At 62.4% G+C, this 20,657-nt stretch carries 21 protein-coding genes and 1 pseudogene; 1 reads left to right on the top strand and 21 read right to left on the bottom strand.

All coding sequences use genetic code 11. The annotated features are described in order from the left end of the window. The 9 genes from O9X91_RS20060 to O9X91_RS20020 all read right to left on the bottom strand — a co-directional run bounded on the left by O9X91_RS20060 (position 1) and on the right by O9X91_RS20020 (position 6,842). Entirely contained in the window at positions 1-930 is a 930-nt protein-coding gene (locus tag O9X91_RS20060) for an ArdC family protein (RefSeq protein WP_077768131.1), read from the bottom strand. A 205-nt stretch (positions 931-1,135) separates the two neighbouring features. Then, a complete protein-coding gene (locus O9X91_RS20055; RefSeq protein ID WP_077768132.1) occupies positions 1,136-1,540 on the bottom strand; it encodes a type II toxin-antitoxin system VapC family toxin in 405 nt (134 codons plus the stop codon). Then, positions 1,540-1,785, bottom strand: coding sequence for a type II toxin-antitoxin system VapB family antitoxin (locus tag O9X91_RS20050; RefSeq protein WP_077768133.1), 246 nt, complete (start codon positions 1,783-1,785; stop codon positions 1,540-1,542). The genes O9X91_RS20055 and O9X91_RS20050 overlap by 1 nt, the downstream gene beginning before the upstream one ends. Before the next feature lie 125 nt (positions 1,786-1,910). Next, entirely contained in the window at positions 1,911-2,498 is a 588-nt protein-coding gene (locus O9X91_RS20045) for a hypothetical protein (protein WP_012475981.1), read from the bottom strand. A gap of 323 nt (positions 2,499-2,821) precedes the next feature. Beyond that, positions 2,822-3,286, bottom strand: coding sequence for a hypothetical protein (locus O9X91_RS20040; RefSeq protein WP_012475980.1), 465 nt, complete (start codon positions 3,284-3,286; stop codon positions 2,822-2,824). A gap of 4 nt (positions 3,287-3,290) precedes the next feature. Continuing rightward, a complete protein-coding gene (locus O9X91_RS20035) occupies positions 3,291-3,635 on the bottom strand; it encodes a hypothetical protein (protein WP_012475979.1) in 345 nt (114 codons plus the stop codon). After that, positions 3,635-4,522 carry a DUF7007 domain-containing protein gene (locus O9X91_RS20030; RefSeq protein WP_012475978.1) on the bottom strand — a complete coding sequence of 296 codons (888 nt, stop codon included), beginning with the start codon at positions 4,520-4,522 and terminating at the stop codon, positions 3,635-3,637. The genes O9X91_RS20035 and O9X91_RS20030 overlap by 1 nt, the downstream gene beginning before the upstream one ends. Next, the gene (locus O9X91_RS20025; RefSeq protein ID WP_077768134.1) at positions 4,519-4,995 is read right to left on the bottom strand and encodes a Nif11-like leader peptide family natural product precursor; all 477 of its coding nucleotides are present in this window, start codon (positions 4,993-4,995) and stop codon (positions 4,519-4,521) included. The genes O9X91_RS20030 and O9X91_RS20025 overlap by 4 nt, the downstream gene beginning before the upstream one ends. A 95-nt stretch (positions 4,996-5,090) precedes the next feature. Continuing rightward, on the bottom strand, positions 5,091-6,842 hold the full coding sequence (locus O9X91_RS20020; RefSeq protein ID WP_012475976.1) for a ParB/RepB/Spo0J family partition protein: 1,752 nt from the start codon (positions 6,840-6,842) through the stop codon (positions 5,091-5,093). 351 nt (positions 6,843-7,193) lie between these two features. Here O9X91_RS20020 and O9X91_RS20015 point away from each other — a divergent pair, with 351 nt between their 5' ends. Further along, positions 7,194-7,367 carry a hypothetical protein gene (locus O9X91_RS20015; RefSeq protein ID WP_236771566.1) on the top strand — a complete coding sequence of 58 codons (174 nt, stop codon included), beginning with the start codon at positions 7,194-7,196 and terminating at the stop codon, positions 7,365-7,367. A gap of 375 nt (positions 7,368-7,742) precedes the next feature. Here O9X91_RS20015 and O9X91_RS20010 read toward each other — a convergent pair whose 3' ends face one another. From O9X91_RS20010 to O9X91_RS19955, 12 genes and pseudogenes are all read right to left on the bottom strand, one after another. Then, on the bottom strand, positions 7,743-12,851 hold the full coding sequence (locus O9X91_RS20010; RefSeq protein ID WP_012475975.1) for a DEAD/DEAH box helicase family protein: 5,109 nt from the start codon (positions 12,849-12,851) through the stop codon (positions 7,743-7,745). A gap of 118 nt (positions 12,852-12,969) precedes the next feature. Next, complete coding sequence (locus O9X91_RS20005) at positions 12,970-13,371, bottom strand: DUF3085 domain-containing protein (RefSeq protein WP_012475974.1); 402 nt, start codon at positions 13,369-13,371, stop codon at positions 12,970-12,972. Positions 13,372-13,383: 12 nt separating this feature from the next. Beyond that, the gene (locus O9X91_RS20000) at positions 13,384-13,989 is read right to left on the bottom strand and encodes a DUF1419 domain-containing protein (RefSeq protein ID WP_012475973.1); all 606 of its coding nucleotides are present in this window, start codon (positions 13,987-13,989) and stop codon (positions 13,384-13,386) included. Between the two features lie 66 nt (positions 13,990-14,055). After that, entirely contained in the window at positions 14,056-15,084 is a 1,029-nt protein-coding gene (locus tag O9X91_RS19995; RefSeq protein WP_077768135.1) for a DUF3991 and toprim domain-containing protein, read from the bottom strand. Between the two features lie 178 nt (positions 15,085-15,262). After that, complete coding sequence (locus O9X91_RS19990; RefSeq protein ID WP_162854299.1) at positions 15,263-15,439, bottom strand: hypothetical protein; 177 nt, start codon at positions 15,437-15,439, stop codon at positions 15,263-15,265. Between the two features lie 298 nt (positions 15,440-15,737). After that, on the bottom strand, positions 15,738-16,664 hold the full coding sequence (locus O9X91_RS19985; RefSeq protein WP_077768136.1) for a helix-turn-helix transcriptional regulator: 927 nt from the start codon (positions 16,662-16,664) through the stop codon (positions 15,738-15,740). 50 nt (positions 16,665-16,714) lie between these two features. Then, complete coding sequence (locus O9X91_RS19980; RefSeq protein ID WP_077768182.1) at positions 16,715-17,143, bottom strand: helix-turn-helix domain-containing protein; 429 nt, start codon at positions 17,141-17,143, stop codon at positions 16,715-16,717. 62 nt (positions 17,144-17,205) lie between these two features. Next, on the bottom strand, positions 17,206-17,406 hold the full coding sequence (locus tag O9X91_RS19975; protein ID WP_077768137.1) for a helix-turn-helix transcriptional regulator: 201 nt from the start codon (positions 17,404-17,406) through the stop codon (positions 17,206-17,208). Positions 17,407-17,510: 104 nt separating this feature from the next. Next, positions 17,511-18,263, bottom strand: coding sequence for a triose-phosphate isomerase (gene tpiA, locus O9X91_RS19970; protein WP_077768138.1), 753 nt, complete (start codon positions 18,261-18,263; stop codon positions 17,511-17,513). A gap of 14 nt (positions 18,264-18,277) precedes the next feature. Beyond that, positions 18,278-19,318 carry a class II fructose-bisphosphate aldolase gene (fba, locus tag O9X91_RS19965; protein WP_012475968.1) on the bottom strand — a complete coding sequence of 347 codons (1,041 nt, stop codon included), beginning with the start codon at positions 19,316-19,318 and terminating at the stop codon, positions 18,278-18,280. Continuing rightward, positions 19,319-20,326 (bottom strand): class 1 fructose-bisphosphatase, encoded by a 1,008-nt coding sequence (locus O9X91_RS19960; protein WP_012475967.1) that lies wholly within the window; start codon positions 20,324-20,326, stop codon positions 19,319-19,321. It abuts the gene before it with no gap. 98 nt (positions 20,327-20,424) lie between these two features. Further along, positions 20,425-20,657, bottom strand: a pseudogene (locus O9X91_RS19955) (hypothetical protein); the annotation flags it as partial.

Below are 20,657 nucleotides of genomic sequence, written 5' to 3'. Positions count from 1 at the left end.
CTATGCCGCCGCCTTGTCGGCACCTTCCGCGGACGGCTGCAGACCGTGAAGATAGCTGACTGCACGCTGCGCATGCGCTGCCGCCTGAAAGATCGCCCACTTGTCATTTGAGAGAACGGTGAGCCACGACTGAAGGTAAGAGGCGTGATCCGGTCGCGGCTCCAGCTCTGGAGCAATCCCGAGGTCCGCGCAGAGAAAGCAGCTGCCGAGTTCGGCAATCAATTCCTCGCGGGCGCGCTCCGTCCGGTCCTTCGCGTAGCGCGACAGATCGCGATCAAGACGATCTTTGGCTCCAACCCAATGAATTTCCTCATGTCCAAGGGTCGCGTAGTAGGACTCCACATCCCGGAAGGTCTCGAACGGCGGCATCTGGATGTGGTCGGTCACCGGCGAATAATATGCCTGCGATCCGCCATGCCGGATGACGGCGCCAGTGTCGCGGAAGAAGCGATCGGCAATCTCGATCCGCTCAATCGGATCGAGGACCGGTGTCGGCCGATGGTAATAGTGGTCCGGCAGACCGTCGATCTGGTCAACGTTGAAGACGAAGTACGCCTTCAGAAAGGGAATTTCCCGATCGACATCGTTGCCGTTGCGGTCGGTCTCCGACTTCGTGAAGCGGCTCGCGAACACGACGGTCGAGCCGGTCTCGCCCTTCCGCACGGCCGATCCCAGTTCAAGCGCCTGCTTGAATGTCATCCACATCGGCGAGGAATATCCACGGGCCAGGCCCTCCGACCAAAGCAGCAGCACATTCATGCCGGAATAGGGCTGACCGTTGTGGCGAAGCGGCCGGGTGATACGACCGTTCGTGTTCGCGGCGTTCCATGGCTTCATCCATGGGCGAACTCCTTTCTCCAGATCCTCGATGATCTTGTCAGTGATCCGCGTGTAGATGTCGGCCCGCTGGCCTTCGTCCTTCCTGCTCATTTCAAACCTCCAATTCAAGGAGGTCGCGCCGATCGCGACCCCGTCACGGCGGTCCAAAGTGCGGAGCGGAAAGGGGTGAGGGCACCGAAAGGCCGGAACGGACGTGGAGGACGGCGAAGCCGTTGCCCGAACGCCTCGCTCCGCCAGGACCAAAAGCCGGACGGGTTCGCGACGGGCCGATCTCGGCGTCACTGCTTCAGGAGATTCAAGGAATTGTTTCGAGGTCGGTCGACCTGAACTCATCCGCAGTGGCGAGGATCGGCACGCCATGGAATTTGGCACAGGCATAATGCAGGCAATCGCCGAGGTTCAGGCCATGGCGGCCGCTGCGATAGCGGTGAGCAGCGACAAGGGCGAGCCTCGTCGTCTCGGATGCGGGCGGAAGATCGCGAATCTCGATTTCCCGCGCTTCGAGGAATTCCATCACGATCGTTTCGACCGCGGGCACTGGAAGATTGAACTTGTCGGGCCGTGCAAGGCCGAGGACTGTTTCGAGAATGGCGACCGGAGATGTGAAGGGATGTCTGGCAGAAGCAACGGCGTCGGAGACGCGCGCCGCTTCCGGCTCATCAGAGAGAAGCGCGATGATGGCGCAGGCATCGACGAACATCAGGCGTCATCCCACATTTCGTCGAAGGCTTCAGGAGGAAGAGGCTTGCGGACGTCGTCGCTCATCGCGACCCCATGCTTTTCCCGCAGCCGCGCAGCAGTCTGCAGTGGCGTCTCCGCGCGATTGCGACGCTCGATCGCCTCCCGCATGGCAATGACGATGGCGTCGGTAATGCCGACGCCGGCCATTTCGGCGAACTTGCGCGTCAGCGCGTCCGCTTCCGGATTGTTGACGTTGATCGGCATGGGTCGTCTCCATGTAGATAAATCTCGAAAATAATGTAGATCATCGGGCGACCTTTTCCAAGGCCGTAGGCACGCTTGCTTCCCGACATGGAAAAAGGCGGGGCCGGAGCCCCGCCCGAAAGCGCTCAGTCGAAGGCCGACATCTGTGCTTCGGCCGCCTTGCGATCAAGAGAGTGACCTGGGTTTTCGACGGGCCGATCGAAGGGTTTCCAGGCCTCACCGACGATTTGCTTGTAGGCTGCAACGGCGCCCTCCGCGGCCACCCGAAGCGCATGAGCCTGCACGCCCATGTCGGCGGCAAACTCGCGTCTGCGCTGGGCAGCACTGTCGTAGCCGACAGGGCCGTCGAGGTCCTCGTCGCGGGCGTCGTTGGCAGCCTTGGCCGTGGCATCGCGTGCCTCGGTGACGGCGCGGCTATAGAATTGGCCTGCGCCGTGCGCCGAGCCGACGAAGGCGCCGACGATCCGCTGCAGATGGATCTGCATGGCCTTTTCGCCGAGACCATCGCTCAGAGCATCGGCCGTCTCGGAGATCAGACGCTCATGGAGATCGCGGATTCCGTCGCTGTCGACGATCGCGGTTCCGAAGCTCTCGGCGATCTTCAGCGCCTGGGCACTGTCGGGGCATGTGAGCCGGACCATTTCGACGGTTGCGCCTTTGCGCAGAGCCACGACGCGAGCGGATTGACGAGGGGAGGTAGCGGGCTTTGCCATGATTTCTTCCTTTCAACCTCGAAGCGGCTCCGGCCCCGTGCCGATTTGCCCTTCGGTGCGGTCGCCCCGAACCGGCGGAAGACGGGCGCTTCAAGGTCCGGAGACGACAGGCTGAGCGGAGCCGGTTTGCGGGCAAGCGGGGCATCCTGCCCTGCGAGGCCCGCAAGCCTGCTCCGTGAGGGACGGCGCCTCCGGCCGCCGGGCGGCGCGGATAGCGGCCTTGAAGCGAACGGCCGCTGGTTCAGACCGCAGCAAAACCGAAGGGCAAATCGGCACGGGGTCTGGTCCAACCAGGTACTGAAAGGAAGATGGCTGCCGGGACGCTATACGTCGTCACTTCCCGAACTCGCCGCACGCTCAATTGGCGCGATGATGGTCTCGGCCGAGGGTTTCGGCTTGGGCAGCCGATAATATTGCAGCCAGCTCGGACCGTGCGTGTTTCGAAGACCGCGGAGTGTCCCGCCATCGTCATAGGGCGCGCCACCCATCCAGACGTTGTTCAGGATGCTCTTCCAGCGACGCCCGTGTCTTGCGGCATAGGCCTGGAGCGCGGCTTCCTGTTCACCGCTCAAAGGAGGAAGTCTTTCGCGCTTCGGAACAGCGCGCTGCTTACTCGAGGCAACGTCAGCCTGTTCCTCCCTCGCGGCGATCATTCGTTTAAGCTCCGCAACGCCCGCGTCGAGGCACGCCTTTCCGTTGAGGTGGTGGAACTGCTGCCAGAACGCGGTGCGTTCCGCGGACGATGGCCCAATGCCGGCGCTCCGTTCGAGGTCTCCGATCGTACCCATGTCGCTAGACCTCCGCTCGTGGCTGAGCCGCGTCGCCAACGGGTTCGAACCGTTTGCGAAAGGCGGCTATCGCTGCATCCTGCCGAGCCAACTTTCGTGTCAGCGCGTCAACTTCCGGCTGACGCTCCGCTGTCAGGGCGGCGAGATTGTTGCGATAACGTTCGAGGAAGAAGCCCGTATCCGGCGCCTTTCCGCGCCGATATCCGGTTTGCCGGCGCGCGAGCTGTGGCAGGATCGATGTTATCCGGCGCAAGACCTGGCGATCGATCAGTTCGAGCTGGCGCTGCGTCTGCCGCCGCGCTTCTTCCATACGCGCCAGTTGCGCATGGTGGATTGGCATTGCAGCCATCACGCATCCCTCCCTTGCCACCCCACAAAACTGGAAGGACCGTCACAGGGATTATGACGGTCAGGATCGATGACGAAACCGAAGCGGTCGCGCGCGGCATACTCGGCGCGGGGCACGAGAAAGCGCATCTCCTCCACCCGCCCATCGCGCCGGCCGCCTCGCGTGGCGATGACCTCCGTCATGTCGGCATGGCGGCTGGAAAAGATCGCGGAGATCACGATCCAGTCGCCGGCATGCTTGCGCTCGAAGGCTTCCCGGTCCTTTGTCCAGGATTGGCCGGGCTGGAGTTCGCGGCCGTGGATCGCCTCCCAGGCGGACGGCCAGCTATTGCGGATCGTCTCATCGGCACATTTGCGCTCGTAGGACGTGAAGAGATCTGGGAAGGTGAGGGCGACAATCGCCCATTCTGCGTCCTCCTCGTACCAGGGCAAGGACTTTCGCAGCATCGGAAGGACGCGGGCATTCCGTTCGGCCGACAGATGAAACCCGCCATGACCGGCGGTCATATGGGAGACGATCCCCTCGGCGTAGATCGTCGCGAGCTGCGACAGACCCCATGGCGTAGTCGCTGCCATGCGGCTCTGGATCCGCCCGAGCGCGGATAGTTCATGGCTGTGCCGCGCGGTCTCGAACACGCGCGCGCGGAACGCTGTCTCATCTTCGAGGCGCCCTTCGTGACCGTGGAAATCCTCCCGCGTCAGCTCTGACAGCGGGCGAGTGAGGCGCCAGGCGCTCGCGAGGAAGCTGGCGCCATCGCGCGCCGGCACCATTGCCAGGAAGGTATCGGCGATCCGGGCGACCGGAAAGCCGTCCGCGCTGACGCCGAATTTCACCGCGGAGTCGTCGGCGGTAGGAACCCTGTCGTGTTGAAGATCGGGCGTGCTCATGCGGCAACCCTCCCTTCGACATGAGCCGCCGCGACCTCGTCGGCGGTCACCTCTTCGAGGATGGCATTCGGGTATCCATGCTCTTTCAGCCAGGCCACCGCCGCCTCGTGATTGCCGGCGAGATGGACAAGCTCCGCGTTCGCACCGGCGCGATCGAAGAGGCGGATAGAACCGAGTGCGGGGCGTTCGAGAACCTTGAAGGCGAGATCGGAATCGAGACCGAAGGTTCGGTGAATGCGCATGACGACGGTATTCTTTCCGCCGAAATCAGCCTCATGCAGCGTGAAATGCCCGGGCGAGGCGTAATTTCCGGATTGGCGCGGACCCTCCTTGCGGATCAGGCGGCCTTTGCTGTTGCGGGTTTGCCAGGCCGCCAGCTTCTTCTTGAAACGCTCGGGCGGCCGAGGGCTGCCGTCGGACCAGGCGACGATGGAGCCGATCGGGGCGAGGTCGTAGATCAGGGACGCAGACATAAGACATCTCCTTGGAATTCTGCGGTTCATGGAAACGAAGCCGCCGCCGGTGATGGCCGGCGGCGGTTGTCGATCGGATGAGAAGGGAAGGGAGGCTATTCGGCCGCAATGCCGTAGGCGGTTTCGTCCTCGTCAGGAGCCCCGTCGTCGGCCTCCGGATCGGGGGCGTCAAGTTCGGCGGCCTCGCCGGCGGCGCTGTCGTCCGCGAGTTCGCCAAGACCATCGCTCGTTTCTTCAGTGGTGACGCTGTCCTCCTCTTCGACGATCTCGCCTTTCTTGATCAGGTCGGCAAGTTCCTTCGGATCGGGCGCGAACAGGGCTGCCGGGTGGACGAAGTGCCCTTCCTTGAAGTGCTCGACGAGTGCTGCGCGGGTCTCGCGGACCTTCGGGCGCGGCAGAACCGGGGTGTCCTTGCACGACGCCTCAAGCGCCGCCCGCGACAGGCAAAGCAGGAAATCTTCGGTGCCCATGTTCGGGAGATATCCATCGGCGCCGATGGCCTCGCCGGCGATACGTGACACGATCCCGCTGTTCGACATGCCGCGGCGGCAAGAGAGCACATCGACCAGCATCGAGCGGGCGGCAACCCGCAACGTGTCGATCTCGAAGGACAGCTTACCGTCAGAGTCGAGCAACCGAACCGCATGGCGAGCGAACCGCTTCGTGCCGAAGACGGTGTCGTTTGCCCCGGAGTCGACCCGTACATTCAAGCCGGCGAAGGCGAGCACGAGGAGCGCCGTCAGCGTGTCGTCCTCGATCGGCGCGCGAGCGAGCGCTTCGTGCAGCGCGTCGGTCCTGAGGTCACCGATCATGTCGTGGCCCTTTTGCGTGACATCCGGACGCTGTTTCGGCGCGTCGATCACATCGTCGCCAGCGGTGGCACCACCTCCAACGACCGCTCTCTTGCCCGCCGTCTTCTTCTCCTCCGGCATCCGGTAATGCACGGTCTGAACCTTGCCGTTCCGATCCAGGTACATTGCGGTGTGGTCGCCCTTGCCTGGCTTGCCATAAACGCGGCTGGCCTTCTGCGGCAGCTTTACGTCACCCCATTGCGTGACCTCGGCGATCACGCCCTTCTTCGGCAGATTGTTGGTCATCCACTCCTGCTGGGCGCCGAGATAGGCTTCGACGTTGGTGGTGTAGCGGCTGTCCTCATCGGCAGGGGCAAACAGATCCTCGATCCATTCGATGCCATAGGCTTCCCTGAGATCGTCGCCGAAGCTCGCATCCTTTGCGTACATGCGGGTCTTGCTCAGCGCGTTGGCGATCTGGAACCACGTGGCAGGCTGGCCCTTCTTCGGCTTCTGCGCCTTCCAGACTTCCTTCTGCTCATCGAGGTGTGCCGCCGCGATCGTTCGAAGCTGCTGCTCGTTCGGCATGTCGCCGAGCGCCATTTGGTCGAGCATCGCCGGAAAGACATTGGCGAGCAGCCGCAACTTGCGAATCTGCCGGACGGGGAGGGCAAGTGCGACCGCAATCGCTTCCTCGGTCCAGTCGAGTGCGATCAGGCGTTCGATGCCGCGCCACTGGTCGACGGGGTTGAGCGGCTCCCTGGCGATGTTCTCGACCATGGACCGCATGGCGCCATTATCGTTAGCGGCTTCGACCACGAGAACCTCGATTTCCTCAAGGCCCGCGGCGATCGCCATGCGGGTCCGCCGATGGCCGGCTTCGATGACGTAGCCGTTTCCGCCATCGCTTTGCGGAAAGATGACGGGCGGCTGGATGATGCCGACGGCTTTGATGGTCGCGAGCAGCAGCGCATCAGCCTGCGGGGTGGATTTCGACTGACGAGTATTGTCCGGGTTGTCCTTCAACGAGCGCGGATCGACCTTCATGATGTGCATGGGATTTTCCTCTTCCGAGATGCGGGACACGGCTCGCTTGCCGGTCCTTCCTGTCTTCGTTTCTTTCGAAGACACCTCCCGGACCGCGGGGCGGGCGGCCCGGCGCAACTGCGGCCGAGCGTCCCTGCTGCGATGTCCGAGCGGGGCTAACAGCCCTGCGCGGGACGAGTGGCCGGGATGCGCAGGCGGCGGTTGAGCGCAAGCGGCGACTGGAAGACCGATCTGCGACCGGTTTCTTTTCCCTCTTCCTTCTTTTTGTCCTCCCTCCTTCCGGAAACTGCCGCTCACACTTTTGATAGTTCACAGCAACCGGAAACGCGCCTTAGGCTGTCGCAGCTCAAGGAGGTTTCGATGCACGATACAAAAGAGATATTTGCCTATCAGGTCGTTCCGGGAACAGACGAGATCCTTGCGTTCACCGAGACTTTGGGGCTCGCCTGGCAGGAGGCCTCCCGACATTTCGAGGGGCTGAAGGCCATGGACGAGAATGTCGAAGCGGGGTTGCGATCTACAAAGTCGGTTTGAAGAATCCGAGCCTCTCCGACTTCGTGACCGTCCTGAACGACCCGGAGGATATGAGCGGGCGGCTGATCGAAAAGATGGAGCGCGTCGAGGTGATTACCTGAGCGGGGGAAAACCGCGACGAGGATGACCGTCGTAGGGGTCGCTTCGATGAACGGAAATCAGGACAAAAAAAGAGGGCCACGAGAAAACTCGGGCCCTATAGGTATGAAGGTAATTTAAACCTCCAGAGGGGAACAGCTGCTGCGGCGGCACTGGGAGGAAAACCGCCATGTGCATCAGCTGTGAGCACTATGCTCAAATTTCGGTCGGAAGGAAAGCAAATATTGTGCAATGCAGCTATGCAAATGCTGCGTCGCATCAAAACCGCGATTCCATTCAAGCAGACTCCGCCGAGGCGGCGTCGTTCTGAACTGACGCGGCGGCAAGAGCGTCCTCGACGTCACGAAGCTGTCGGCGCTTTTCGGCAAGTTCGTCGGCGAAGGCGAAAGTGCCGCCTTCGCGCGAGCGATAGGAGACGAGCCGCCGGTGCGCATCATCGAGGCGATGGCGATAACGCTCGCGTTCCTCCTCGAACCCGTCGAGCGCATGCTCGAGGCGGGAGATGGCGCCGAGCGGTGTCACTGTGACCGCAAGGTCAATCTCGTAGGCGGCGCCTGTGCGCTGGAGCGTGGTGGCGTAGCGATAGCCGTCGCCCTTTCCGAAGCGCTCTCCCTCATAGACAAGATCGAAACCGCCGATAGATGCGAGGTGAACCTCGCCCTCCTGTTGGAGCTGGAGGAGCGTGAGAACCTCCTTCATCAGCGCGCGACCGGCTTCCTTGCGCTCATGGTGAAGCTTGCCCAGCACGGTCATCGCGAAGGCATCGCCGGCGGTCGGAACGAGCCGACCGATATCCTGGCCGATCTCGCCGATGCGGCGGGTCGACGTCTCGATGTCACGCTCGGCATCGCGCATCTGCCGGCGCACCGCATACTGGTCATCGTCATGGGCGGCGCGCAACCGTTCCAGTCGCGCGATATCGGCTTCGAGACCCGCTTTCTGCATCAGCCGCTCGTCGCCGGAGGCGATTGCCTTGGCCATGGCGAACTGGTTCGCCTGCCCTTCACCGAAGTCTTCGAGCCGGCGGATCGAAGTATCTCCGCTGAGCGCGGCGGCGATGAAGCGGGCCTTGCGCTCGTTGTTCTGCCACATGGAAGCGTCGAGGCTGCCCTCGGTCGCATAGGCGAAAATGTCGACGACATCGTGCTGATTACCCTGCCGGACGATGCGGCCTTCGCGCTGCTCGATGTGCGACGGCAGCCACGGCACATCGAGGTGATGCAGCGCTTTCAGCCGCGCTTGAGCGTTCACGCCCGTTCCCATCGTCTCCGACGATCCGATCAGGAACCGAATTCGGCCGGCGCGCACGTCGGCGAAGAGCCGTTGCTTGGCCTCGGTCTTCTTGTAGTCCTGCATGAAGGCGATTTCGGACGGGGGAACGCCCAGCCGCACAAACTCGTCGCGAATCCAGCGGTAGGCGGAAAAGCCGCGGGTCTTCTCGACGTTGATCGTGCCGAGATCGCTGAAGATCATCTGCGCGGCGCCGGGCAGGTCAAAGGGTTTGCCGTCCGGCCGGACGTAGGTATCGTCGCTCGTCTCTTGCCAGATGCGGAAGGCATTGCGGACGAGGAGGTTGAGCTTGTTGTCCTCCTCATTGTCGTTGGCCGGTATCACGAGGCGGAGATCGATCGCCGCATGGCGACCGTCGGTAATGACCGAGAGCAGGATATCGTCGCCGGGCTCAGCCGGTCCCTCGCGCATCTCGATCGCCTTGATGCGGGCATCGAGGATCTGCTGATAGGCCTTGAACGCCGGCGTCGGCTTGACGGTCAGGATCTGCCGTCGGCCGGTGGAGATATCAGGCACCTTGACGTATTCGCGGAGATCCGCCGGCATGACGACGTCGGCGAAAGCCCGGAACATGGCGATCAGTTCGGGCACATTGACGAAGCTCGCGAAGCGGCTGACCGGCTTGTATTTGCCGGACGGCTGGATCTCCAGCTCGGTCGTCGTATCGCCGAAGCAGGACGCCCAGGCATCGAATTCGTGTAAGCCGCGCTCGGCGAGAGCCTCGTGGCCGAGCAGGCGCTGGATCGAGAACATCTCACCGAGTGTGTTGGTGATCGGCGTGCCGGAGGCGAGCACCAGCGCGCGGCCCGGGTTCTTCGTTTCGAGGAACCGGGACTTCACATAGAGGTCCCAGGCGCGCTGCGAGCCGTTCGGGTCGATACCCTTCAGCGTCGACATGTTGGTCGCGAAGGAAAGCTTGCGGAACTCTTGCGCCTCGTCGACGATGATCTGGTCGACACCGATCTCGGAGATTGTGAGCAGATCGTCCTTGCGGGTCGCGAGCCCTTCCAGCCGTTCCTGCAAGCTTTCCTTCAGTCGCTCGAGGCGCTTGCGCGACACGCGGTCCTCGCTGTCCACCTTGGTCAGCAGATCCTCGTAGAGCTCCAACTCATCGTGGATCATCTGTTGTTCGAAGGCGGACGGCACGGCGATGAACCTGAAGGCCGAGTGCGTGATAATGATCGCATCCCAGGTCGCGGTCGCTGCCCGGCTCAAAAAGCGAAGCCGTTTGTCCTTGGTGAAGTTGGTCTCGTCGGCGACGAGGATCCGGGCATTGGGATAGAGTGCCAGAAATTCCCGCGCCGCCTGCGCCAGGCAATGACCAGGGACGACCAGCATCGCCTTGGCGATCAGGCCGAGACGTCGTTGTTCCATGATCGCGGCCGCCATCGTCATCGTCTTGCCCGCGCCGACGGCGTGGGCGAGATAGGTCGATCCGGAGGAGATGATCCGCCAGATGCCGCGTTTCTGGTGCCCATAAAGAACAAAGGCGCCAGAGGCGCCGGGAAGTTTCAGATGCGATCCGTCGAATTTTCGAGGCGCGATGTTGTTGAACCGGTCGTTATAGACCCGCGCCAGCCGGTCGGTGCGATCCGGATCGGTCCAAACCCAGTTTTGGAAGGCTTCCTTGATTTTCTGCAGCTTGTCGCGCGCCGCCTCGGTATCGACGACGTTCAGGACCCTCCGCTCGCCACCGGCATCCTTGTAGATATCGAAAATCTGGGGAACACGGCTGTTCAGCGCGTCGCCGAGCAACTCGCCGGCATCACGGCGGCTGGTGCCCCACTCCGATGTGCCGGCGGCGCAGTAGCCAAGCTGCCGTGCTTCCACCGTCCAGCTGCCCAATTCCGGCATATGGTGGATCCTGATCTCGGCACCCATCATCTCCTTCACGAAGGCGACGACGTCGCTGGCCGGAATCCAGGGCGCACCGAGACGTGCGGTGATGTCGGACGGGCGAAGATCGGCGGGTTGGACTGCCTGAAGCGCGCGGACGTTACGCTCGTAGGCTGGATCGAGTGCCGCGGCAGCTTCGGCGACACCAAGCTTGGTGCGGACCGCACCGGAGAGGTAGGCATCCGACGTCTGCCAGGAGCCATCGGCGGGATCCTGGAAAATCGCATCGCCGAGCTCGTCGACGACGGCATCGGCATGTCTGTGCAGCAGTTCGGCGATATGCTCGACATCGACGCGGCCACGTTCGTTGAGCACCACGGCCAACGCATCCGCCGCACTGGTGATTTCGGGCGGCGCAGGCGGCGCGATGACCCGTTCGGAAAAGATCGGGCGCGGTTTTGCGGTATCGGTGTCGAGGTCGTAGTCCTCGATCGAGGCGACCAGCCAGCAATCGGGATCGTCGAGGAAAGGCTGCAGGTTTGGACGGCGGTGCGTTTCGCGCACCTCGCCGGATTCCTCGTCCTCGCTGATCGAGACGGTGGTGTGGTTGATCGGACCGAAATCACGCACGAAGCTCGACCAGGCGATGCGCAAGCGAACCTGCAGATCACGCCACGGCCGATCCTGCTCCTGGGCCCTCAGCACCTCACGCACCGCGTCGCGGATTGGGATCAGCTTCTTGATGATCCCGACGTGCTTTTCCGGGATGCCGTCCCCGGTGCGCCCCTTGCGGACTTTGACCTCCACGGGTGCGCCGTCCACCATCTGCATCAGGCCGTGCCTGTTATCGATGAAGAAGCTACCCTCACGGACCTTGGCGTCACCGGGGCGAAGATCGATGATCTCGCCGAGCTCGTCCTCGAGGTCGACGTCGATTGCGGTCGGCTCACCGTCATAGCGGCCTTCAGGCAGCAGGCGAACGACGTTCTTTAGAGCCGCCTGCAGGTCCTCGCCAGCGCGTGGCTGGCATGTATAGGTCTCGCCGAACGGTCCGGAGGTCAGGGCATGATCGCCGAGGACGAAATTAGGATGCTCTGCAAACCAGCGGTTCACGCGAACTGCGCCCTCGTCTTGGCTTTCGGGCCGCACCTCCTCGAGATCGAGCCATGACAGATCGCTTGTCGGTTCGCCGACCTTGCGCTTGCGGAAGAACAGAAGGTCGACCACGACATCCGTGCCAGCATCGCGGCGGAAACTCCCCTCCGGCAATCGGATCGCGGCAATCAGGTCGGCGGTTTTGGCGATGTACTCACGCGCGGTCGCGTCGGCCTTGTCCATCGTGCCGGAACTGGTGACGAACGCGGCGAGCGCGCCGGGCTTCAGCAGGTCGATCGAACGGGTGATGAAGTAGTCGTGCAGCCTGAGACCGAGTGAGCGATAGGTCCGGTCAGACCGGACGGTGCGATCGGAGAAGGGTGGATTGCCAATGGCGAGATCGTAGATCGGCGCCAGATCGGCGCGCGCAAAATCGCCATTGATGATGCGGGCCTTAGGCTGCAGCAGCTTGACGATCCGGGCCGTGACGGGATCGAGTTCGACGCCGGTGACGAAGGTCCTGTCGCGAAAGGCCGCCGGCATCAGAGCCGGAAACAGGCCCGTACCGATACCCGGCTCGAGCATGCGGCCGCCACACCAGCCCAGGCGCTGCAAGCCCGACCAGATTGCCCGGATGATGAACTCCGGCGTGAAATGGGCATATTGCGTGCAGCGGGCGAGCGACGCGTAGTCGGCATCTGAAACGGCACTTTCGAGCGAGCCACCGAGCTCGCCCCACCCGGCCCGGAAATCGACTTCGCCGGGGCGGCGGAACATACCGTTCGCCAGTTCGCTGGCGCCGAAGCCGGTGAAGCGGATGAGTTGCGCCTGCTCCTTCGCGTTGGCTGGCCGATCCTGCTTCTCGATGTTGTTCGCGATCAGGATCGCCGCAACATTGGCGCGAGCGCGATCCTTCCAGGATCCGGCCAAGCCCCGATCCGCATCGTCGAGGTAGAAGTTGCACCGGTTGCCCTGGCGCCGGGGCGCCGGACGTTCTATCGCCGCGGCCGGCAAGGCCGGGGAGGGAGAGGGCGGCGTCGGTTCCGGGTCATCGTCGTTGGCCGCGACCGTATCGAAGCCGCCGAACGGTGTGACGCCCAGGCCGAGGCCTGATGACAGCGCGCTGCTGCCGAACATGTCGAGAGTGAAGGGATCGTTGCTCATGGAGGTTTCCTCGGAAAATGGCGAGCGTCATCACCCCGCGGGAAGCACTTGCGGGGATTAAAGGGAGCTCAAGGGTTTGGGATAGGTGGCCAAACGGGCCGGACTGGTCGCGAATTGCCTAGGGCTTCGCGACCAGGAAGAGCTGCATCGAGTCCTGAAGGAATGCGATACGCAGGTGCGTCGCCTCCGGCGCGGCCGCCATCATCGCTTCGAGCTGTTCCGCATCGACGAAATCGACTCCGTCATCGCCGCCGAATGTCCGGCGTTTGACTGCGAACCAGTCGTCATTGGTGCGGGGATCGCATTCCTCGGCATAAACGACCAAAGGCTTGGCGCCATCGGGCAGCTTGCCGTTCGACAGGAGGTAGACTCCTTGGTCGCCGACGAGCCAGAGGCCGGGCTTCTCGTCCTTGCCAGGGCGCAGGCCGTAGTAGGGGTTACGAAAGCCGCCATTGGCTTCGGCGTCGGCACGACTGCGGGCGACGACCTCGCGGACGGATGTAAGCGGGAAGGAAAGCATAGTGTGCCTCCCTCATGCGGCAATCGGCGAGGGGAGGTGGCGCAGCTGCACCGGCAGCTTCGCCGCGATCTCGTCGTCGGTCAGCTCGTCGAGCAGTTTCAGAGTGCTGCCCACTGCGCCGCCGTAGAGCATGATCGTGCGCTTGCCGCGCGCAGCTTCGTCCCAGCGATCGCCGGCATAGCCACGATAGTCGTCCGCCGTGATGCTCCAGATATGCTCCAGGCGTTCCTCGCGCGTCATGGCGCGCACCGGCCGGCTCTCACGCTCGATGATTGCCACGCGCATGCGCTCGACGGCGCCTTTGTCCGATAGATCGCAATAGCCGTGGAAATGTCGGATGACACCATCGATGCGCAATGCGAAGAACACTGATGTCACCGAACCCGTCAGATACTCGCGCATGGCGAACATCGACCCGCGGATCCAGAGCGGTGGCAGGATCTCGAACATATAGTCGTGCTCGGTCTCGGCGATCTCGAACCATTCGCCGGAATAGAGGAGCGAGGCGTCACCGTCCCAACGGTTCGGACGTTGAGCGTGCCGATCGAACATCCGGAACATTTGCTGGCGTGAGGCAACGCCGTGGAAGACCTTGCGGATTGCGGGAGAGGGATACATCTGCGGCTCCTTGGAGATGGTTCCGGACCGAAGTGCGGCACTGTCCTTCCGACCTTGCCATCCTCTTCAGTCCTTCATGACACCTCCCGGGCCGCCGGCATCGCGACCGGCCGGGTCAAGGGCCGGCTCGCCCGGGCGAAGCTTCCCTTGACGCGGGCGGCGCGAATGCGGCACGCCGCCTTCCTTCCTTTCCCTCTTTTCTTTCTCCCTGATTTTCAGGGTTTCGTTCCAATCCTCCTCGGGCGGGCGGAGCCGCGACCAGTCGCAGCCGACGGTATCCGCGAGCGCCCGCAAGCGCTCGGCAAACATCTCTCCTTGCGGATTGCCGTCTGTCGCGGCGACGAGGAGACTATCTGCTCGCGAGGCCATCTGCCGAAGCGCCGCCTCCGTCGACGGCGACCATCCGCCCCCGGTACTGAGATACACGGTTCCATCGCGCAGCCCCTCGATGGCGGCAAGGCTCATGGCGTCGATCGCAGCTTCCGTCACGGCCAGGCGCAACGCTGGGTCCGGTCCCAGACGGAAGAGGACCTTCGTTCCACCGGAGGCAAATCCCCGATATTCAGGACCGCGCGCCTCCCAGCCGGTCACAACTCCGGCATTGTCGGTGTGCGCTGCCCACATGCTGCCTTGCGGGCCTTCCCGCAGACGGTCTTGCCCGATCGTGGCTCGGAGCAGAGTGGCAGGAAGGAAGCGCTCACCGTTCAGATAAGCCCATGTCGACGAGCTGGGCCACGGCCGGCGGCGTGCCTGCCAACGCTCGGGTAAAGAAAGATCGAGGTCTCGGTCAGGCCTCGGCGCCTGCCATTCCGGCTCCGTGATCGCAAAACCAACAAGGCCGGCGACCCTTCCGGCGCCTTCGAGAAAGCCAACATGATCGAGATGTTCGACAAGTCCGAACACATCGCCTTTCGCATCGCCGAGCGGATCGAACCATCCGCGACCGTCATGGGTGACGATGATAATTTCGCCCGACCGGCGGAACTTCACCGCCCGCCGGGTACTCTCCTTTAGATCGATGGCGAAGCCCGCCTGCTCAAGAACAGCCGCGCAGCTCACCTGGTCGCGCAGCGCCTCTATTTCCTTTCTGTCCATGCTTTTCCTCATTGCCTTTCTTGCCCGTCGCTTCGCAGGCGCGCTCCACCCGCCGCGAAGAGCAAAGGCCGCAAGGGCGCGGCTGACAATTGTCGGATCATGCAATACCCGGCCGCGGCGCAGCCTCCCTTGCGGCCTGCCGCGCGCAAGCGGCACGCCGAAGGCACTGGCGGCCGGCTCAATGAGCCGGCCAGGGGAAGAACTCATTGACGATCTCAAGGGCGTCACCGGCGTCGATCTCGTCAGAAGGGAGGACGCCATATTCGCCGTCGACTTCGAAGACGGTGACCGGGACCATCAGGTCGCGGGAAAGCTGGAAGGCGTGGGACTGAGCGAGGGAAAGATCGTGCGACATATAAGAGGCTCCTGCGGGAGCGGGCCAATCCCGCTCGATGGCTCCTCAAAAGGCCCGGCGACGGGCGCGATCACCGCGAGGCGAAGCCGAAGCGGCCGCAGCTTGCTAGCGGACCCTTAACGGGTTGATCGTGGAAGATCCGGCGCCGGGCCAGGACGCCATCACAAAAGAGCGGGATTGGGCTGCTTCCGGGGGAGATGAACGGTTCGCGCACGCATTTCATACCATGCCAGTTTCGCGGCTGACTTCCGCAACACGAAGATGGTTTCCGCTTTCGACATTGCCGTTGACTGGCAATCTATCTCGTCCGGATCGTTTCCGACGGCGTTTCGCCAAAAGCCTGATAGTAGACGGCCGCAAACCGCCCCATATGGGTGAACCCTGCACTGCGTGCCGCGTCGGCGATCGACCGCGAGCCGGTATCGTCGACCAGCGCTCGGCGCGCTGCTTCGAGGCGGATCGTTTTGAGATAGCCCAAAGGCGTTGTGCCCTTGAACCGCTGGAAGGCGACCTGCAATGCTCTGACGCTCGTACCGGTCTCGCTGGCTATCGACGCAACAGTGAGAGGTTGCGACAGGTTGGCATGCATATACTCGATCGCCCGTTTCACCTGCCGGGGCACCGCCGGCGAGACCGGCCGCTCGAGCCGCGGCATGTAGCTATTGGGAACAACCTCCAGAAGTGCGATCATCGTCGACTCAAACAGCCGCTCGATGGCAGCCGGCGCCAATCGATCCGCGTCGGAAAGATTAAGACAGCTCCATACGAGATGGCCGAGTGCGGCCAGCCGCAGACCCTTCTCGGTGGTCAGATCGACGATGCGGTCGAAATGAAGGTCTGCCGTGACAGGCCCATCCAAGAGTTCACTGACCTGTTGCACCATCGCCGACTTTGCGAAGGAGAGGCCGATATAGCTGGAATGTTCATGAGGGGTCAGCTCATCGAACTGAGCGAGATCCTCCAGAAAACCAACTGCCTGTGCCGTCGAAAGGCGCAGTGCCCCCGAACGTGTCCCAGGCGTGGTGGATAGGGGCAGGTAAAGCAAATAAGCGTCTGGCGCGCCATCGAACGCCAGCTTCAGGGCTGAATGGCACTTTCCTTTCCAGGCGTGGAACCGGCCGACGATGTAATGGCTGTCCCCGACGCAAGACACGTGATCGCGATCCAGCTGACCAACCGGGCCGGCCTGCGCGATGTTGCCATGTCGGAGTGCAGCATGCTGCAATGGGCATCTCCAGGAGTTGAGTTTCGCCGCATAACCGGAGCGGCACCAAACTAGGCGTTCCCGCGGGAACCCTTTACATCCGTCGCGGCCATGGCCTTGACGAGGGATAGGACCTGACGGCGCAGTGCCGGCCTTGCTATCCTGGCGAAGGCGACGTTGAGGTCTCGCCCCTCGTCGGTATCGAGGAAGGCGCTGAGCTCCATCTCGGCGCCGGTGCCTGTCAGCCCATCGGGTTTTCCATCACGGCTCTGGCTGTCGAAGAAATACGACACCGGCACACCGAGCAGAGTGGCGACATTGAGCAAACGGCTCGCGCCGACGCGGTTCGTGCCCTTCTCGTATTTCTGGACTTGCTGGAACGTCACGCCCAAAGCCTCGGCGAGTGTGCTTTGGCTCATTCCGCGCACGCTTGCTCCCACCTCGACATCGATCGGGCTCGGCGCTTTGGCCTTGCTCTGATTGTTCACATGATTGGTCATTTCATCGCCATCCCTGTCGTTGAAAGGTCGTGGGTTTGCTGCTCGCCGCCCTGCGGCCAACATCAGTCGGGCTCCGAAAGGCTTGCCTTCTCGAGAGCCTCCTGCATCGAACTCGCCTCGAGTGCAGCAAGCGCTTGCTCGAGATAGCTTTCGATTTCAATGACGCTTCTGCCTTGGAGCAGGGCGATTTCATCAACAGTCTTTCCCATCGACACCCATCGAAGGCAGGTCTTTTCGATGGGCGAAAGCATCCAATGTTCCATGACCAACCTGCTTTCGTTGGTGTTTATTTTCATCCTCGAGCAACAGGGCGAACGATCCGCCCGATGGGTTTGCCCCTGACTTCCGCAGCGGAACGACTGGTGACCTACCTCCCGGTTGCCTCGCAGATCCGAAGAAAGCTTTCCGCGCGCAGACTGGCGCCGCCGACCAGAACACCGTCGACATTTTCAAGAGCAAGAATCTCGGCCGAATTCTCAGGTTTGACGGATCCACCATAGAGGATCCTGAGCTGTGCACCGATCGATCCATAGGCATCGATCAGACTGGATCGGATGCAGGCATGGGCGGCGAGAATTTCGCTTTGTTCGGGCAGCCGACCGGTCCCAATCGACCAGACCGGCTCATAAGCTATGACCAAGGCGAGCTCGTTCATTTCGGCGGGCAGGCAACCCTGCAGCTGGTTTTTGAGGACAGTAAGCGTCTCCTGGCGGAGATGCTCCGCTTCTGTCTCACCGACGCAAATTACTGGCATCAAGCCGGCGCTCACCGCAATCTCGGCCTTGCGCCTGACCATCGCGTCCGTCTCGCCCTGATATTGCCGCCTCTCGGAATGACCGAGTATGACGACGCGGGCGCGGGAATCGGCGATCATCCTGGCGGATATGTCGCCGGTATGGGCGCCAGCTTCCTGAGCGCTGCAATCCTGGGCACCGAGAAGAAGCCGGCTTCCGGCGATTATCCTCACGGCGGATTGCAGGAGCGTTGCCGGAGGACATATAGCCACATCCGCATTCAGCTCGCCGATGTTCCAGGCGACCTTTTCGATCTCGGCGAGATCGGCCGTAAGCCCGTTCATTTTCCAGTTGCCGACGATGAGCCGGCGGGGAGTGTTACTCAAGTTCTTGCCCCCGGTTAGTGGCTATATCGCTTCGCCATCTCGGCAAGCGGCAAGGGCTTGATGGCGGAGGCATGTCCGGCGGCGCCGAACTGCTCGTATCGGTCGCCGCAGACCGCTGCCATCGCCTCGATGCCCGGGGCGAGGTATTTGCGTGGATCGAACTCCCCGGGATGAAGGGCAAAGACGCGGCGGATCGCCCCCGTGAACGCCAATCGAAGGTCGGTGTCGACATTCACCTTGCGAACGCCGTGGCGGATGCCTTCCTGGATTTCCTCGACCGGAACACCATAGGTCGGTTTGACCTCGCCGCCATGCGCGTTGATCAGTTCCTGCAATTCCTGGGGCACGGACGACGACCCATGCATGACGAGATGGGTATCGGGCAGGCGGGCGTGGATCTCCTTCAGGCGCTTGATGGAAAGGATGTCGCCGTCCGGCTTCCGGGAGAATTTGTAAGCGCCATGAGACGTGCCGATGGCGATGGCGAGCGCATCCACCTTCGTCAAGCGCACGAACTCGGCAGCCTCTTCCGGATCGGTCAAAAGCATGTCGCGGCTGAGCTCGCCGTCAAAGCCGTGCCCATCTTCTGCTTCGCCGCGGCCGCTTTCCAACGAGCCGAGATGGCCGATTTCTCCTTCGACGGAGACGCCGACCAGATGCGCCATCTCCGAAACCTTGGCCGTGACGGCGACATTATTTTCGAAGCTGAGAGGCGTGCGCCCATCTTCAGAGAGGGAACCGTCCATCATCACCGAGGAGAAGCCGGCAAGAATTGCCGACATGCAGGTCGACGCCGAATTGCCGTGGTCCTGATGCATGCACACCGGGATATGCGGATACATCTCGATCGCCGCACGGATCAGATGCGACAGCGTCGCGTCGCCTGCAAAAGCTCGGGCGCCGCGGCTTGCCTGCATGATGACCGGGCTGTCGGTACGATCAGCAGCCTTCATGATGGCGAGCATCTGCTCCATGTTGTTCACGTTGAAAGCCGGGATGGCGTAGCCGTTCTCGGCGGCGTGGTCGAGCAATTGACGAAGGGTGACGAGAGCCATTTAAGAGCCGATCTCCTCTTGCGAGTGATGGATTTGGTGAAATTGCACCAGGCGTTGGATTTCGTTGCTCGAGCCGAGCAACACCGACACGCGCTGATGATGAGCCTGTGGTTGGATGCGAAGGATGTCTTCGGTTCCGGTGGATGCTGCACCGCCGGCCGCCTCGACGAGGAACGCCATGGGATTGGCTTCATACATCAGGCGCAGCTTGCCGCCGGCGCGGCGATTGGACTCGTCCGCCGGATAGAGAAACACCCCTCCGCGGGTCAGAATGCGATGGACGTCGGCCACCATCGAGGCGGTCCAGCGCATGTTGAAGTCCTGTCCGCGCGGCCCTGCCGATCCCGCAAGGCATTCGTCGACATAGCGTCGGATCGGCTCATCCCAGAAACGCTGGCGCGACGAATTCACGGCAAACTCGGTCGTTTCCGTCGGCACGCGCATGCGCGCGTTGGTCAGTTTGAATTGCCCGTCAGACGGATCCAGCGTGAAGCCGACCACGCCGAGGCCGAATGTGATAACGAAGAGCGTCGAGGGGCCATAGATGGCATAGCCGGCGCAGAGATACTCTCGCCCCTTGCGTAGAACATTGGTGTCGCCGTCCGCCTGGACCTGACTCACCGCAAAGATCGAACCGACGGAAAGGTTGACTTCAAGGTTCGATGAGCCGTCCAGCGGATCGACGTAAAGGATGAGGTCGCCAGCGGCTGGAGGTTTCAACCACGTGACCTCCTCCGCCTCCTCGGAAACATAGGCAGCAAGCGAGACCGCCTCGCCGCATGTTTCGCGAAACACACGATCGGCCAGGACATCGAGGAGCTTCTGATCTTCACCCTGGACATTCGTCGTGCCGGAGCTGCCTATATGGTTCTGAAAGGCTGCTTCCTTCAGGTGATCGGCAACAACGATCGCTGAGGCTGCTATGCTTTCAACCAAGCTTGCCAGGGCAGGATCGACTTTCGTCTCGTGGAGATAAGCGCCAAGTTCTATGTCCGGTGTGATTGTCATGTCGATGTTTCAACCTGTCTCGTAAATCCAGTGAGATCCGATTTCGTTACTCCGCTTCAGACGCAGTTCTGTCCGGCCAATGTAATTCGGTGGCGACCTCACGCCGCGCTCTGGCTGGCCGGTCTTTGGTGCGACAACTCCTCGGCGTTTGAGAACCCAAATTCTCGTGCATTTCCTTCGATCCTGAATTGCTGAACCAGGGCCAGCAGGCTGTCGGCCTGAGAGGCGAGTTCGCGGCTCGCGGCCGTCGTTTCCTCGACCATAGCCGCATTGTGCTGTGTCATCTGGTCCATCTGATTGACGGTCGAGTTGACCCCCTGCAGCGCACTCG

This window comes from Agrobacterium salinitolerans, assembly GCF_027498475.1.
In the GTDB taxonomy this organism is placed as follows: domain Bacteria; phylum Pseudomonadota; class Alphaproteobacteria; order Rhizobiales; family Rhizobiaceae; genus Agrobacterium; species Agrobacterium salinitolerans.
The sequence above is the reverse complement of the archived record's forward strand: the minus strand, read 5'-3'. Positions and strand labels throughout refer to the sequence as shown.